11 protein-coding genes are annotated in these 16,505 nt (G+C 68.3%); 10 read left to right on the forward strand and 1 reads right to left on the reverse strand.

Annotation, left to right across the window (positions count from 1 at the left end):
• Positions 1-31 precede the first annotated feature (31 nt).
• Genes HWD99_RS01215 through HWD99_RS01245 form a run of 7 tightly spaced genes read left to right on the forward strand, consistent with a single transcriptional unit; the run spans position 32 to position 7,653 of the window.
• A complete protein-coding gene (locus tag HWD99_RS01215) occupies positions 32-2,416 on the forward strand; it encodes a glycoside hydrolase N-terminal domain-containing protein (protein WP_241794417.1) in 2,385 nt (794 codons plus the stop codon).
• A gap of 41 nt (positions 2,417-2,457) precedes the next feature.
• Positions 2,458-3,480, forward strand: coding sequence for a zinc-binding dehydrogenase (locus HWD99_RS01220; protein WP_241794418.1), 1,023 nt, complete (start codon positions 2,458-2,460; stop codon positions 3,478-3,480).
• A gap of 5 nt (positions 3,481-3,485) precedes the next feature.
• On the forward strand, positions 3,486-4,454 hold the full coding sequence (locus HWD99_RS01225) for an aldo/keto reductase (RefSeq protein WP_241794419.1): 969 nt from the start codon (positions 3,486-3,488) through the stop codon (positions 4,452-4,454).
• A complete protein-coding gene (locus HWD99_RS01230; RefSeq protein WP_308220667.1) occupies positions 4,451-5,317 on the forward strand; it encodes an amidohydrolase family protein in 867 nt (288 codons plus the stop codon). The genes HWD99_RS01225 and HWD99_RS01230 overlap by 4 nt, the downstream gene beginning before the upstream one ends.
• A 13-nt stretch (positions 5,318-5,330) precedes the next feature.
• Entirely contained in the window at positions 5,331-6,089 is a 759-nt protein-coding gene (locus HWD99_RS01235; RefSeq protein ID WP_241794421.1) for an SDR family oxidoreductase, read from the forward strand.
• Positions 6,086-6,688 (forward strand): bifunctional 4-hydroxy-2-oxoglutarate aldolase/2-dehydro-3-deoxy-phosphogluconate aldolase, encoded by a 603-nt coding sequence (locus HWD99_RS01240; RefSeq protein WP_241794422.1) that lies wholly within the window; start codon positions 6,086-6,088, stop codon positions 6,686-6,688. The genes HWD99_RS01235 and HWD99_RS01240 overlap by 4 nt, the downstream gene beginning before the upstream one ends.
• Complete coding sequence (locus HWD99_RS01245; RefSeq protein WP_241794423.1) at positions 6,685-7,653, forward strand: sugar kinase; 969 nt, start codon at positions 6,685-6,687, stop codon at positions 7,651-7,653. The genes HWD99_RS01240 and HWD99_RS01245 overlap by 4 nt, the downstream gene beginning before the upstream one ends.
• 94 nt (positions 7,654-7,747) lie before the next feature.
• On the opposite strand, the gene HWD99_RS01250 is transcribed toward HWD99_RS01245, so the two are convergent.
• Complete coding sequence (locus HWD99_RS01250; RefSeq protein WP_241794424.1) at positions 7,748-9,046, reverse strand: ABC transporter substrate-binding protein; 1,299 nt, start codon at positions 9,044-9,046, stop codon at positions 7,748-7,750.
• 205 nt (positions 9,047-9,251) lie between these two features.
• Between HWD99_RS01250 and HWD99_RS01255 the strand changes: the two genes are divergently transcribed.
• From HWD99_RS01255 to HWD99_RS01265, 3 genes are all read left to right on the forward strand, one after another.
• Positions 9,252-14,336 carry a glycosyl hydrolase family 98 C-terminal domain-containing protein gene (locus HWD99_RS01255; protein ID WP_241794425.1) on the forward strand — a complete coding sequence of 1,695 codons (5,085 nt, stop codon included), beginning with the start codon at positions 9,252-9,254 and terminating at the stop codon, positions 14,334-14,336.
• 118 nt (positions 14,337-14,454) lie between these two features.
• Positions 14,455-15,414 carry an ABC transporter substrate-binding protein gene (locus tag HWD99_RS01260; RefSeq protein WP_241794426.1) on the forward strand — a complete coding sequence of 320 codons (960 nt, stop codon included), beginning with the start codon at positions 14,455-14,457 and terminating at the stop codon, positions 15,412-15,414.
• 7 nt (positions 15,415-15,421) lie between these two features.
• Positions 15,422-16,501, forward strand: a complete 1,080-nt coding sequence (locus HWD99_RS01265) for an iron ABC transporter permease (RefSeq protein WP_241794427.1) — start codon at positions 15,422-15,424, stop codon at positions 16,499-16,501.
• The last annotated feature ends 4 nt before the right edge of the window (positions 16,502-16,505 follow it).

Raw genomic sequence — 16,505 nt, forward strand, 5'->3', positions numbered from 1 at the left:
CCGCCCAGACTGCCGACGGAGCCAGCACCGCATGACCGCTCACGACCTGATTCTCCATACGCCCGCAACTGCGTGGACGCAGGCGCTTCCCCTCGGGAACGGGCATATCGGCGCGATGGTCCACGCCGCTGAACGAGAGTTGCGTCTGCAACTCAACGATGACACAGCTTGGTCGGGTTCGCCCGCGTCGAATCACTGTGACCCGGTGATCTCCCCCCACGATGCGATCGATACGGTCGACCGTGCGCGCACCGCGGCTCTCGCCGGCGACTACGTCGACGCGGCGGCGGCCGTGCAGCGTCTGCAGCATCGCCACACGCAGAGTTACCTCCCGTTCGCGGACGTCGACGTCGTGTTCGGCGCAGACCGCGAGGATCCGGTGTCGTTCCATCGACGCCTGGATCTCGCCCGCGCTCATCACCTGACTCGCACGGAATGGCCGGACCTCGTCGTCGAGCAGCGCACGTACGTCAGCGCTCCGCACGACGTGCTGGTGCACGAGATCTCGACCAGTGCGCCCACCGACGTGGTCTTCGCCATCAGCTCGATGCTTCAGGTGCTCGATGCGTCGCACAGCGACGACGGTGGTCGGCTTCTCGTGCGCATGCCGAGCGACGTCACACCGTCGCATGACTCTGCAGAGGAGGGAGTGGCCTATACGGACGACCCGCACCTCGAGGGTGCCGCCGCCTTTCGGCTCATTCATGACGGGAGTGCGAGCTATTCCGCCGATGGAAGCAGCGTCTTCGCAACGGTCAGGGGTGCTCGTACCATCACGGTCGTGTACTCATCGGCGACCACGTTCGAGGGCATAGGGAGGATGCCTCGGGGGACCGCTCAGGGCGCTGGGGACACCGCCGAGTCGCGCGTGCAGTCAGCGATATCCGACGGCGTCGACCACGTCGTCCAGCAGCAGATCGCGGACCACGGGGAACTCTACGAGCGCGTGGAGCTCCAGCTCGGGACCTCGACGCCGCTGCCGCTCGACGCCCGGCTGGAATCCGTCAACGCGCACGCCGTCGCCGACATCTCGGGCGATCCGGAACTGGCGGCCCTGATGTTCCACTACGGGCGCTACCTCCTGATCTCGTCGTCGCGTCCCGGTACGCTCCCGGCCACGCTGCAGGGCATCTGGAACGATTCCCTTCGACCACCGTGGAGCTCCAACTACACGACGAACATCAACGTGCAGATGAACTACTGGGCGGCCGAGTCGGCGGCGATGCCGGAGCTCGTCGAACCGTATCTCGACCTCATCGACGCGTTGGCGCGCGAGGGGGAGCGCACGGCGACCGACCTCTACGGTCTTCCCGGCTGGACCGCTCATCACAACACCGATGCATGGGCGTACACGCGCCCGGTCGGCGGGGGCAGGCACAACCCCAAGTGGGCCTTCTGGCCGCTCGCAGGCCTCTGGCTCAGCCGGCAGTACACCGACAGCGCGCGCTACCGCGGAGCAGACCGTGCACTTCTCGAGCGCGCCTACCCGGTGCTGCGTTCGGGCGCGGAGTTCGCACTCGCGTGGCTCGTGGAGACCGAGACCGGCGAGCTCGCGACGGCACCGTCGACGTCGCCGGAGAACGACTTCCGCACGCCGGACGGCGAGATCGGTGAGGTCGCGGTCAGCTCCACCCTCGACATCTCGCTGATCGGCGACCACCTGCACGCGCTCGTCGAGACGGCGGAGGCGCTCGGGATCCGGGACGACCTCGTCGTGGAGCGTGCTCGCCGGACGGCTGACCGGCTGCCGGGCATTCCCCTCGGGCCGTCCGGTGCTGTGCAGGAGTGGCGCGACGTCTTCGAGCAGGTGGACCCGCACCACCGGCACCTGTCTCCGTTGCTCTTCCTCTACCCCGGCGACGGTCCCGTCTCGGATGACCTGGCCGCCGCGGCGACCGCATTCCTCGACGAACGCGAAGACGAGTCGACCGGGTGGTCTCTCGCCTGGAAGCTCGCGCTGCGGGCACGGCTGCACGATGCCGAGCGGATCGACGATCTGCTGGCTCTCGTCTTCCGTGACATGAGCATCGATCGGGGAGCCTGGGTCGGCGGCGTCTACCCGAACCTTCTCGCCGCGCACCCACCGTTCCAGATCGACGGGAACTTCGGGTATGTCGCGGGGATCGCTGAGGCGCTCCTGCAATCGCACCGTGGCGAGATCGAACTGCTGCCGGCACTCCCGCGCTCGTTCGGCGACGGATCCGTCGAGGGACTCATCGCCCGTCCCGGCATCCGCGTCGACATCTCGTGGACCGTCGTCGACGAACAGGTTCAGCTGACCCGCGCGGGGCTGACCGCCCTCAACGAGGGCGCACTCGGCGCGCACATCACGCGTTTCGCGGATCGTCGACGTCCGGTGACCCTCTCCTCGGTCGGCGCCCGCGTCGACATCGACATCCGCGACCTTCACTCGTGACGCGACGCGTCACCCGTCACCTCCTCTGAAAGGAGCAGCGCATGCGCGCCGCACAGTACACCGGCAACGGGTCCATCGAGACCGTCGAGACCGCCGAGGCCGCGCCCGGAGCCGGCGAGGTCCGCATCCGTGTGGCCTACACCGGCATCTGCGGGACCGACCTGCACATCCTGCACGGGAACATGGATCACCGGGTCACCGTCCCGCAGTCGATCGGCCATGAGATGAGCGGCACGGTGGATGCCGTCGGCGACGGCGTCGACGGAGTGACGCCGGGGCAGGCCGTGACCGTCATGCCCCTCGTCTGGTGCGGGGACTGCCCTGCCTGCCGGGCGGGCAACTCGCACATCTGCCAGAACCTGGACTTCGTCGGCATCGAGACGCCGGGGGCTCTTCAGGAGCTGTGGAATGTTCCGGCATCGGTCGTCATCCCGATTCCCGACGGCGTCTCCCTCGCCCATGCGGCGTTGGTCGAGCCGCTCGCTGTCGCCGCGCACGACGTCCGCCGTGCACGCCTCGTCGCCGGCGAGACGGCACTCGTCATCGGGGGAGGACCCATCGGCCAGCTGATCGCGCTGGTGGCCGCTCGTACCGGCGCGAGGGTCATCGTCGCGGAGCCGAACGCCGACCGTCGGGCCCTCGCCGCAGCCAACGGCGCGCACGTCGTCGATCCGATCTCCGAGAACCTCGGCGACATCGTCCAGGAACTCACCGCGGGAGCGGGCGCCGATGTCGTCTTCGAGGTGGCGGGGATCCCCGCGACGGCGCTCGACGCCACCGCTCACGCGAAGGTCCGCGGACGTCTGGTGATGGTCGCGATCCACCCGAAGCCGGTCCTCATCGACCTCCAGCGGGTCTTCTGGCGGGAGCTCGAGATCCTCGGTGCTCGCGTGTACGAGCGGGAGGACTTCGAGCGCGCCATCGACCTCATCGCCGCCGGTGAGATCCCCGCTGACACGCTCATCACCGACATCGTCCCGCTCGAACAGACGCTCCAGGCCTTCGAGTCGCTGGGCAACGCCCAGGCGATGAAGGTGCTCGTCGACGTGCGCGCGCACGGCTGATCCGCATGGTGACCGTACCTGCTCTCGGGCTGGGAACCTCGCAGCTCGGCAACCTCGGTCGTGCCGTCTCCGATGACGACGCGGAGGCGGTGATCACCGCCGCCTGGGACGGCGGCATCCGCTACTTCGACACGGCCCCGCATTATGGGCTCGGTCTCTCGGAGACACGCGTCGGCCGTCTGCTCCGGGACCACCCGCGCGACGAATGGGTCCTCTCCACGAAGGTGGGCCGCGTCCTGGTGCCGAGTCCGGACACCGCCCACCAGCGTGACGACGAAGGGTTCGATGTTCCGGCGGTCCTCCGACGCGAACGCGACTACTCCGCCGACGGGGCTCGTCGATCCATCGACGACAGCCTTGAGCGCCTCGGCGTGGATCGCATCGACATCGCCTACGTCCACGACCCGGACGAGCACGGGGAGCAGGCGAGCAGGGAAGCCATTCCTGCACTCCTACGCCTCCGCGACGAGGGGGTCATCGGTGCCGTCGGCGTGGGGATGAACGATTCGACCATGCTCGCCCGGTTCGTCACCGAGTGCGATATCGACCTCGTGATGTGCGCCGGCCGGTTCACCCTGCTCGAGCAGCCGGCGCTCCGCGATCTCCTGCCCGCGGCGCAGTCGCGCGGGGTGGGCGTGGTCATCGCCGGTGTCTTCAACTCCGGGCTGCTCGCGACGCCCCGCCCCCGTTCCGGCGCGACGTACGACTACGCGGAAGCGGAGTCGGACCTCGTGCGACGTGCCAACGACATCGCCGACATCTGCGAGCAGTACGGGACGACCCTGCCGGTGGCTGCCCAGGCGTTCCCGTGGCTGCACCCCGCTGTCCGGTCGGTGGTCGTCGGCTGCCGATCTGCCGCGCAGGTCCGGTCGGCGCTGGTCGCCGACGCGCATGCAGTTCCTTCCGATCTGTGGGAGGCGCTCGCGGCGGCAGGATTCGTGGCACGGGAGCTCCTCCCGGAGAGCGCCCGGTGACCGTCGTCGACGCACATCTGCACGTGTGGGATACGACGCGGAACAGACACCCGTGGTTGGACGACGAGCCCGACCTCCGCGCGCCGTTTCTGCCGCAGGACGTCGAATCGCAGCTCGTGACCCGAGCGGTGTTCGTGCAGGCCGACGCCGCCGACGGCCTCGAGGAGGCACGGTGGGTGCAATCGCTCGCGCCGTCCTGGCCGCACCTGGCAGGCATCGTGGCCTTCGCGCCCGTCGAAGACCGAGCCGGACTCATCGACGCCCTGGATGCACTCGCCGACCTCGAGCACTTCGTCGGCGTTCGACGCCTCGTGCAGGACGAACCGCCCGGCTTCCTCACCAGCACCGGATTCGTCGAGGGGCTGCGGGAGCTCGCGCGACGAGACGTGCCGTTCGACGCCTGCGTCCGGTGGCATCAGCTCCCGGAACTGGTCGACGCGGTCGCGCAGGCCCCCGATGTGCAGATCGTTCTGGACCACCTCGGCAAGCCGCCGGTCGCTGCGGGCTACGACAGCGACGAACGGCGGCGATGGAGCACTGCGCTGCGTGCCCTCGCTCAGCATCCGAACGTGTCCGCCAAACTCTCCGGACTCGCACCGGAGGCCCGACCCCAGGGTCCCCTCTTCGCGCAGGTGGAGCCTTTCGTGCGCGAGGCGCTCGACCTGTTCGGGCCGCACAGAATGCTCGCGGGCAGCGACTTCCCGGTGTCGGCCGCAACCGATCACCACCTCGAGTACGACCGGTGGTTCGAGTGGATCCGGGACGATCTGGGATTCGACGACAGCGAACGATCCCTCGTGCTCCACGACAATGCCGAGCGGATCTACACGCTCGCGCCGGTCGATCGACCGGCGCCCCGATGACAGAGGAGAACATATGACAACCGCGATCTTCGACCTCACCGGCCTCACCGCCGTCGTGACGGGAGCGCGCCGAGGGATCGGCTTCGCCATGGCCGAATCCCTCGCGGCCGCCGGAGCAGACATCATCGCCGCATCCGCGAGTCAGGAGGCGGACGGCGGTGCCATCGGTCGCCGAGTCCGGGACCTCGGACGACGGTTCGAGGGCCATGCCGTCGACTTCCGCGACCGCGACGCCGTCATCGACTTCGCGGATTCCGTCGCCGACCGCGCCGACATCCTCGTCAACAACGCCGGGACGATCCGTCGTGCTCCGGCGGCCGAGCATCCCCTCGAGTGGTGGGACGAGGTCATCGACGTCAACCTGACCAGCCCGTTCATCCTCTCTCAGCGGGTCGGCGCGTCGATGGTCGGGCGGGGCGGCGGCCGGATCATCTTCACCGCGAGCCTGCTCACCTTCCAGGGTGGGATCAACGTTCCCGGCTACGCCGCCGCCAAGTCGGGGATCGCCGGGGTCGTGAAGGCACTCGCCAACGAGTGGGCGCCGGCCGGCGTGACCGTGAACGGCATCGCTCCGGGATACATCGCCACCGACAACACGGAGGCTCTCCGCGAAGACCCTGACCGGTCGGCGTCGATCCTCTCGCGGATCCCCGCCGGACGGTGGGGGCGCCCCGAGGATCTGGGCGGCGCCACGGTGTTCCTCGCCAGCCCCGCCGCGGCCTACGTCACCGGCGTGATCCTCCCCGTCGACGGTGGATGGCTCGGACGATGAACGAGCTCTTCGCCCAGCGCATCGTCCCGCTCGCGTCCATCGCGGATCCGGCGCATGTCCAGGCCATCGGAGACGGCCTGGTCGACGGCGGTCTGCCCGTCGTCGAGGTGGCGCTTCGGGGATCTCACGGCGCACCGGCTCTCGCGGCCCTCGCCGCCCGCGGCGACCTCCTCGTCGGAGCGGGAACCGTGCTGTCCGTCGAGCAGGCGAGGGGAGCGCTCGATGCGGGTGCGGCCTTCGTCGTCACGCCGGGGCTCGACGCCGAGGTCGTCCGGTATGTCACCGGCGCCGGCGTACCCGTGGTGCCAGGGGTGCTGACGCCCACCGAGGTGCAGGCGGCGGTGACGCTCGGTCTCGACCGGCTCAAGCTCTTCCCCGCAGGTGTCTTCGGCGGACTCGCACTGCTCGACGCCTACAGGGACGTGTACCGCTCCGTGCGGTTCATGCCCTCCGGCGGAGTCCGCCAGGACAACCTCGCCGAGCACCTCGCGCATCCTTCCGTCTTCGCCGCGAGTGGAAGCTGGATCACCGCAGCCGCCGGCGACGGTCGGGAGGCTGTCGCCGAGCGCGCCCGCGCGGCGCGGGAAGCGGCCGGATGAGCGGCGAGATGCGCGGCCTCGATGTGCTCGCCGTCGGCGAGAGCCTCGGACTCGTGATGCCAGACACCGTCGGGCGTCTCGCGCACACCCGAGGGGCGCGAATCGGCTTCGGCGGTGCGGAGAGCAACGTCGCGATCGGTGTCTCGCGGCTGGGCGGGACCGCCGGGTGGGCAGGGCGCCTCGGCGCCGACGGTCTCGGCGACCTCATCGCCCGCGAGCTGCGCGCCGAGGCCGTCCAGGTGCACGCGGTCGTCGACCCCGAGGCAGCCACCGCCGTGATGATCAAAGAACGGCCGAGAACAGGGGCGACCCGGGTCACCTATTACCGGTCCGTGCAGGCCGGGAGCAGGCTGACGGAGGCCGACATCCCCGACGGGCTCATCGAGAACTCGCGCATCCTGCATCTGACCGGGATCACCGCCGGGCTCGGCGAGCGTCCGCTCTCGGCACTCCACCGACTCATCGACCGCGCGCAGGCTGCGGGGACCACGGTGTCCTTCGACGTCAACCACCGGCCGTCGCTCTGGCAGCACGGTCGCGACGCGGCAGACGCGTATCGCACTCTGATCCGTCGATCCGACATCGTCTTCGCCGGCGATGACGAAGCACGTCTCGTGACGGGGAAGGACGATGCGAGCGAGCAGCGGGACGCCCTTCGGGACCTCGGACCCGCCTGCGTCGTCATCAAGCTCGGGGAGCGAGGAGCTGTCGCATCCGAGGGGGCCTCCGTCGTCAGTCGACCCGCGGTGCGGGTCGACGTCGTCGACACCGTCGGGGCCGGCGACGCGTTCGTCGCGGGGTGGCTGTCGGAGACGATAGCCGGGGCGGACCTCGAGACGCGGACGCAGACGGCGGTGATCTGCGGCGCTCTCGCCTGCACGACGGAGGGGGACTGGGAAGCAGCCCCGACCCGCGCCGACATCACCGCGCTCGGGGCCGGCGATGCCGACCCGGTGCAACGCTGATCGCGCCCGCGACGTCACCCTCGATCGGAGTCCGCCCTCACGCGCACGACCCGCTCGGCCCGCGATCCGAGCCGAGCGGGTCGTCTGCGTCCGCTCACTGAGTGAGGATGACATCCATCTCGGTGAAGAACTGGTCGACGGCCTCGTCCACGGTGATCAGCCCGTATCCGAGCTCGAGCCCGAGCTGGCGGAACTTCTCCTCCAGAGAGCCGAATCCCACGATGGGAGCCGGCGGGGCGTCACCGAGGCGGTCGGCGATGGACGCTTCATAGTCGCGGATCATCTCGTCGAGTTCCCCCAGGGAGGCACCCTCGAGGGCGGTCTCCGAGGCAGGCAGGCCACGGTTCGTGCCGAAGATCTCGCCGACCTCAGGGCTGTTGACGAGGAAGTTCAGCAGCGTCACGGCCGCTTCGGGGTGCTTCGTGGTCGCGGCGACCGTGTGCAGCATCGACGGCTTCAGATACAGGTCTTTCGCTCCCTCGACCGTGACCGGAGGAGGGGACAGCTCGAACCTCGCTCCTTCTCCGAGGTTGGCGAGGAAGGACGCGCCGAAGTTGTCCCATCCGAGTTCGCTGCCGGTGAGGCGCGCGTCGAAGCCGCCGAGCGGATTGAGTTCATCGAGACGCTGTGACGGGATGGCGGCCCCGTCGCGGATGTCCTCACCGGACTCCCAGAACTCGGCGAGGCGCTCCTCATCGAACCCGGGTTCCCCGTCTTCGGTGAACAGCTCGCCTCCCTCGGCACGAAGCTGCAGTTCGAAGTTCTGGATGCGGCCGGTGAAGTCGTTCCCTCCGTACAGCGTCTCGCCCTGGGCCTGCGCAGCAGTGGCGAACTCCTCCATCCAGCTCCCGTAGTCCTGCCAATCTCCGCCTTCGAACTTCTCCACGCCGACCTCGGCGAGGAGGTCGGGGTTGGTGTACAGGCCCCAGGCGTTCGTCGAGGTGGGGACGGCATAGGTGACATCGTCGACGGCGCCGATGTCGAGGATGTTCTCGGCGAGCGGCTCCGTGTCGATGACGTCACCGAGATACGGTCCCAGGTCGAGGAGCAGGCCGTTCTGGGCGTACTGCCGGAGATAGGAGTAGTCGAACTGCATCACGTCGGGGAGCCCGCCGCCCGCGGCTTCGGTCTGACGCTTCTCCCAGAACTCCGGGAAGGTGAGGAACTGCGCGTTCACCGTGATGTTCGGGTACTCCTCGTTGAAGGCCGCGATGGCATCGACGTACAGGGCCGCACGCGTGTCGTTGCCCCAGAACGCGAAGTCCAGGTTCACCTTCTCATCGGGGTCGTAGGTGGCGGCGGGTTCCGTGCTGCCGGACGAGCAGCCGGCCAGGAGGCCGATGCCGATCGCGGCGATGACGCTGACTCGGAGGGTGCGTGATCGTGTGAACATCTTTGTCCTTTACTCGCGTGCTGACGATTGCCGGTGCAGTGGAAAGCGCTTACTAGATTACGGCGCGCCCCGCCGGCGCGCAACCATTGATCGGATCAATAGCCACGATGTGACGGATACTTGGCTTAAGAATCCCGTAAGTGTATATATTGATCTGATGAATCGCCCGGCGAGCGCCGAGCGCCCTCACCGTCGAGGAGAGACGATGAAGTCCACCGCCCCCGCAGTTCCCCGTCGACGCCGCACTCTGACGCTCGGCGTCGTCATGACCTTGGTCGCCACGCTGTTCACATCGATCGACGCTCCCGTCGTGCACGCGGCCGAGCCCGTGGCCGACGCTCCGCTGCGGATGACGGTGTCGTCGGAGAACCCGCTGCTGCTGACGCAGATGAACATCGGCAACGACATGGGCAAGACCGAGGGGTTCGCGCGCGAGTACAACGACGGCTGGAGCATGGGCCAGATCTGGGCATCCGTCCCGGACGACGTGAAGGGCAACATCGGGTTCGTCCTCCACCAGGGCCACAACGAGGAATCCGACGCCAACCCGGACATGTCCGCACGGTGGCTCGAGGACAACGTCGCTGAAGCCGATGAACTCGGCATCCCCGTCTTCATCCTGTGGGACGAGGGCAGGACGCTCATCTCCAACCAGACCCGGTGGCAGTTCCTCGAGCACCTCTACCGCACGTACGACACGTTCATGGGCACGGTCGTGTCCGAGCAGGCCGACACGCTCGGCGACCTGCCCGAAGCGCTGCGGATCGCGAACCAGTACGGCGGCTTCCACATTCTCGGCTCCCTCGAGGAGACGAACCAACTCGCCAGCCGCATGGAGACCCAGAGCTACTGGGACTCGGTGTCGAAGTACAAGCAGAACTTCATCTTCAACCCGAAGAACTTCCACGAGAACTTCGAGACGGTGAACGCCTGGACGCAGGGCGCGTGGCTCGCCGGCGCCTTCGACAACTGGGGGCCGTACTTCGACGGCTACCCGTACTACACCTGCGGAACCTTCGGTGTGCGCACCGCATACTCGAACTGCGGCGACCGCTGGTCCCGGAGCATCGCCGAGACCGTGTCCTCGATGATGATGCTCGACCAGTGGCAAGCCGGCGCCACCGTCTTCCATCTCGAGAATCAGCTCGACATGCCGACCGACGGCAGCTTCTACTCTCCGTACTTCTATCAGTCGATACTTCCCGCGATGCGATACATGCTGGAGCACGACGGACCGGACCGCGCGCAGATCATCGAACGCACGAAGGTCGCCTTCTCAGAGGTGGAAGGACCGATCTCCGGCCTCCCGGATTCCACGGCCGCGGGGCGCGGCGGCAATCCGAACCGCACCACGTTCTTCTCGATGTACGAGCAGGCGCCGGCTCTCACGGCGGTGCAGAAGCAGATGTGGTTCTACCTTCGTTCCAGCGGAAGGTACGGCATCGTGCCTCGGATCCCCAAGCTCGCGCCGGCCGCGCTCGTTGACCAGCTGCGAGCTGGGGGAGCGACGGTTCTGACCAAGTCGACCTACGGACCTGCGATGGGCTTCGGCGATACCCGAGGGGCGCTGTTCGACACCGCCTACCCAGCTATCTCCACCGGCGACGCCTTCGTGCAGAAGTCCGGAGCGAGCTGGCTGGTGTACAACTCCAACGACCGGGACAACTTCGCGCAGGACGCGTCCCTCCTGCTGACCGGGAGCACGTTCACTCGTCTCGAGATGCCGCAGATCACGCCCCACACCTGGGCGATGGTCACCGAGGACGGCGCGTCGCTCGACGTGCGTCTCAACACGTACCGGACGGACCGCGAAGCGGATCTGCTGTCGGTCGGCGGTGTGCGCGACATGGAGTTCAACCGCAACTTCGTCGAGTACGCGTACGTTCCGAACCCCCATGATGATGCGCTGCGGACGACGACGCTCCGCGTCGAGGTCGGCACCCAGCCCCAGCTCACGATCTCGGGGTACGACGGAAACCAGTACGACTACCAGGAGCACTACGACGCGTCGTCGAACACCTACACCCTGACCGTCCAGTCGAACGGCGTGGTCGACATCCGCCTGACCACCGGCGCCGACGACGCCGGATGGACGACCCTCCCGAGTTCCCAGGTGCGCACCGACGACGGTGGGCTGGATGCGGTGTTCGACGGCACGTCGGTTCGCTGGACCGGCGCATCCGCCGGCGCGGTGACGGTCGATGGCGTGGCGGTCGGGAACGCCGGCTCCGGAGCAGTCCACGTGACCGGCCTGTCGAACGGCGTCCACACACTGCGCATCGAGGGAGCCACGGGCGGGGAGGCCTCGTACGTTCCCTCCGTCGAGCACTCGGCGACCAGTGTCGAGTCGAACGACTTCACCTACGGCAGTGCGGCCGAGGACGAAGACGTGCTCTACGGATCCGATGGCTGGCGCGTCACCGAGGACGGCAGGATGAAGCTCGTCGGATACGTCTTCCCGTTCTACGGGGACACGACCGTCTACAACACGAACGTGAAGGCGAGCGACGTCCGATACGAGTCGTCGCTGTCCCTCGTCAACGGCACATCCGGATCCCTGATGGTGCGCGGTGATGAGAAGGGCAAGCTCGGCTACTTCTTCCGCCTCGACCCGCTCCGCGTGAACGACGGCCGCAACGGGACGGCGGGGTACTCCTGTTCGCTCCACAAAGACAGCGCCGGTTCGCTGAACGGCGGATGGGCGCCGGTCGCGACATGCGACCCGAGCGTCGTCCTGCAGCAGAACCGCAGCTATGACGTGGTCGTCGAGGCCCGCGGCGACACGATCACCGCGAGCATCGACGGGGCGCAGGTGCTCACCGTCACCGGTGCGGTCGAACGCGCCGGATACACCGGTGTCCGCTCCCCGGCCGCGCAGTCGTATGCCGGCACGTTCGGGCAGTTCGTCGAGTTGGACGACGCCACCGTCACCGACCTCGCCACGTCGAAGACGTACTCCACCGACTTCTCCTCGTGGACGACGGCGAAGGGATGGATGACGGAGACACCTCTCGTGTTCGGCTGGAACGACAGGGAGGACCCGCGGAGCTCGTTCACCTTCCCCTGGGAGTGGGACGTGAGCGGCGGCGAGATGACGGTCGTCGAGAACGATGTGTTCACCTCCGGGCTCGTCGGGCACGGCCGGCTCTCCGCGGGGAACTCGAACGCGGTCGCGACGGGCGGAGCGGAATCCGACTGGGCAGAGGACGGAGACTACGACTACTGGGCCTGGGTGAAGGTGACGGCCGGGAACCAGGGTGGTCTCGTCGTCCGCGGCGACGACGCCGGCGACGGCTACCAGGCTCGGGTCGACGTGGAAGCCGGAAGCGTCGAGCTCGGCACGGTCGTGGACGGAGAGTGGGCCCGTCTCGCCCAGGCAGATGTCGAGGGACTCGCGCGGGACGAGTGGATTCTGGTCAAGACCAGCGTCCGCGGCCCGCTCATCACGGTCTCGGTGGCAGGGCGCGAGGTGCTCAGCGCTGCGGACGACCGGTTCGAGACCGGGGCCGCCGGGATCTGGACGCCGAAGGGTGGGGAAGTGGATGTCGACGAGGCCCGGGTGGTGGCGCGTCCTGCGCTTCCTCTGACCGACGCGCGCACGGCGCTCACCACCGTCGCAGACGTCTCGGGTGTACCGCAGATCACCGGATACGACCTCGTCAGCGTGAAGACGGCACGCACCGAGCAACCGGCGCTCCCGGCGACGGTGACGGCCCGGTATTCAGACGGGTCGCGGCACGAGGTCGACGTGACGTGGCCGGCGTTGACCACGGCGCAGCTGAACACCGCCACGGCGCCGACGGCCGACGGGCCGAGCCGCGGAATCCACGTCGTCAGCGGCACCGTCGCCGGGTCCGCGATGCCCGTGCCTGCGACGGTCATGGTGATGCCGAACCTGACGACCCCGCTGAACGTCACCGGCACCTACTCGAGTGCTGCACCCTCGATTCCGAACCAGGTGCCGGGGCTCGGCACGTTCAGCGACGGGACGCGAACCTGGACGAAGTACCTCTACGTGCGGTGGCAGGACACCCCGCAGACCGCGCCCGGTTCGCCGAACACTCAGACCATCACCGGCACTGTCGGTGGCGCACCGTGGCAGACGGTGACGGCGACGATCGCGGTCACTCCCGACAAGGATCCGACCGACCCAGGCAGCGGGCCCGACCCGGAGCCGGTGCCCGCGAACCTGGCCCTGGGTGCCTCCGTGAAGACGTACTTCACGGCGTCGAACGCCGCGCGCGTTCCTGCGAAGATCGTCGACGGAGATCTGGCCACCGCCTGGTATACCGGCGGGTCGAGCGACGGGTCGTTCTCGGACGGCACGGCAGCATCCACGCAGGGATCGCTGTGCTCCTGGGTGTACGTCGATCTCGGCGCAGACGCCACGCTCAGCAGCGTCGCGACGCAGTTCGGAGAGAACCTCTCGACGTTCGGTTCGATGTTCAACGCGCCCTACAGCGTGCAGGTGCTCACCGACGCGGAGGCAGCGGCGCATACGGAGAAGGAGCGGAACAGCTCGGTGTGCACCCGCCGATCCGGAGGCAACTACGGATCGGCGGCGACGGGCAGCGAGTATGTCGTGACACCCGACGAGGACATCTGGCGCACGGTCGCCACGGGTACCGGGACCGCGACTCTGGCGTCGCTGGACCTGGCGCAGGTCGACGCGCGCTACGTGCGGATCCTCACGAATGAACCCGCGACCGCGCACCGCTATGGGACGGCGATCTACGAGCTGCAGGTCTGGGGGCTGCGTGACATGACGAATACGACGGCCCCCGCTGTGACGGGGACTCGCGGTATCGGTTCAGTGCTCGAGGCGAACGCCGGAGCGTGGAGCATCGACGACCCGGAGGTGCGGTTCCAATGGATGCGCGACGGCCAGCCGATCGACGGTGCACGGTCGCCGAAGTACACGCTCACCGAGGCCGATCTCGGCGCCGCAGTCACCGTGCGAGTGCGCGCTTTCCGCGACGGTTTCGCGCCCGGTGAGGCAGGCTCGAATGTCGTCACTCCCGTCGCAGCGCCGACAGCCACGATCAAGGACGGCGCGACCTTCACCGTGAGAACGGGCGAGACCTACGCCATGATCTCGTTCAAGCTCTACTCGGCGCAGAAGATCGACAGGGTCGTGCTGAACGGCACGACGAAGGATCTCACCGACAACCAGTGGTCCGACGTCAACTTCATCAGGCCGTCGACGTTCGGAGCCGTCACGGGGGTGAACGTGCTCGTCGTCTACGACGCGGAAGGGAACTCGAAGACCTCTACCTTCGTGCTGAACTAGGCGGCGTCGTCGCGCATCCGAGAGAAACACGCCCGGGGTGCTAGTTAGGATTACCTACCCTAACTTCAATCTTGCTACGGTCGAAGGGATCCCCTCCGCCGACAGATTGGTCCTCACCGTGCTCCGCCGCGCCTCCCTCGTCGCCCTCGTGGCCGCGTCCGCCCTGCTGCTCGCCTCCTGCGCCTCATCGGAGGGGCAGGCCGAAGAAGGCACCGGCGGCGACGCCGGCGTGACGCTCACGCACCCCTCGCTCGAGGGACTCGAGATCGACTTCGACGCCCAGCCGCAGGACATCGTCATGGACTGCTACGCCTACAGCTCGCTGCACGAGTACGGTGTCGAGCCGGTCGCGCTCTTCGGGTACGAGTGCGACAACCCGTTCGTAATGGGGGATGCCGACATCTCCGACATCCCGGTCGTCGGCACGGACGGCGAGATCGACGTCGAGAAGCTCGCCGAACTGCGTCCCGATGCGATCATCGGCCAGGGCACCGCCGAGGGATGGTCGTGGTTCGACGAAGACGTGAACGCGCAGATCACCCGCGTCGCGCCGTTCGTGCCGCTGCCGAGCAGCGAGACGATCGACGGTCGCATCGCCGACACCCGTGAGATCGCGGCCTTCTTCGGTGCCGACGTCACCTCCGACGCCATCGAGCAGTCCGATGCCGACCTCGCTGCGGCGAAGGAGGCCTTCGGTACCGCCATCGCCGACAGCGATCTCGACATCATGCTGACCAGCCCGACGAAGGAGATGCTCTACACGGGCGTCGGATTCGCTCAGGCGACGATGCTCGAGGAGCTCGGCGCCACGATCGTCGGCGCCGAGGCTCCGGCGACCGGCAACCCGTGGGGACAGGTCGCCTGGGAGGACGCGTCGACCTTCGGAGCCGACATCCTGCTCGTCGAGGGCTACGACGAGGACTTCGCGTTCAGCGCCGACCTGTGGAACGCTCTGCCCCCTGTCCAGGCCGAGCAGCTGGGTGCCTGGAGCTCGAAGGGCGCGATGACCGCATCCACCTACGCGGCATGGCTGAACGACCTGACCGATCTCGTCTCCTCCTCGACCAAGGTCGCCTGACACCCCGATGCACGCGCAGAACGCGGCAGTCGGGTCTGCCCCGGACACCCTCGTGTCCGGGGCGGACCCGCGACCCTCGGCGACCCGACCCCACCATCGGCGCCGGTGGCTCGGTCTTCTCGTGCTCGCCGTGCTCTGCGCACTGGCGCTCGCAGCGAGCATGCTGGTCGGATCGCGCTTCGTGGCTCCGGCAGACGTGCTGCACTTCCTCGTGCACCCAGATCCCGACGATGCGGTGTCGCAGACGATCTGGTTCTCACGAGTGCCGCGCACCGTCCTCGTGCTCGTCGCCGGGGCGGCACTGGGTGTCGCCGGCGCCCTGATGCAGGCGGTCACGCGGAATCCGATGACCGATCCCGGCATCCTGGGAGTGAACGCCGGCGCATCGCTCGCCGTGGTCGTGGGGCTCGCGTTCTTCGGCGTGACCGACATCTCGCAGTACATGTGGTGGTCGTTCGCGGGCGCGATGATCACCTCGGTGCTCGTGTTCGTGATCGGCAACACGGGCACGGCGCGCGGCAATCCGGTGCGGATGACGCTCTCGGGCGTCGCGCTCGGCGCGGTGCTGTCGGGCTTCACGTCGGCGGTGCTGCTGTCGAACTCCGAGATGCTGCAGCGCCTGCGCGGCTGGTCGGCGGGAACGACCGCCTCCCAGCCCCTCGACGCCACGCTCGCGATCGTGCCGGTCATCGCCGCGGGGCTCGCGATCGCGCTCCTCAGCTCTCGGTCGCTCGACGTGCTCTCACTCGGCGAGGCCTCGGCGGTCGCGATGGGGGCGCATCCGCAGCGCATCCGTCTCGTGGCGCTCGTCGCGATCGCGCTGCTCGCCGGCGGCGCGACGGCCGCGGCGGGGCCGATCGGCTTCCTGGGTCTGCTCGCACCGCACCTCGCACGCATGATCGTCGGTCCGCACCAGGGATGGATCATGGCGTACTCCGTGCTGATCGCGCCCGCGGTCATGGGCTTCGCCGACGTCCTCGGCCGGGTCATCACCGCGGGCGAGGTACCCGTGGGCATCGTCACCGCGTTCATCGGCGCGCCCGTGCTGATCTACATGGTCCGCCGCTACCGGGTCTCGGAGGTGTGAGGCG

This window comes from Microbacterium sp. C5A9, from assembly GCF_022627955.1.
Taxonomy (GTDB): Bacteria; Actinomycetota; Actinomycetes; order Actinomycetales; family Microbacteriaceae; genus Microbacterium.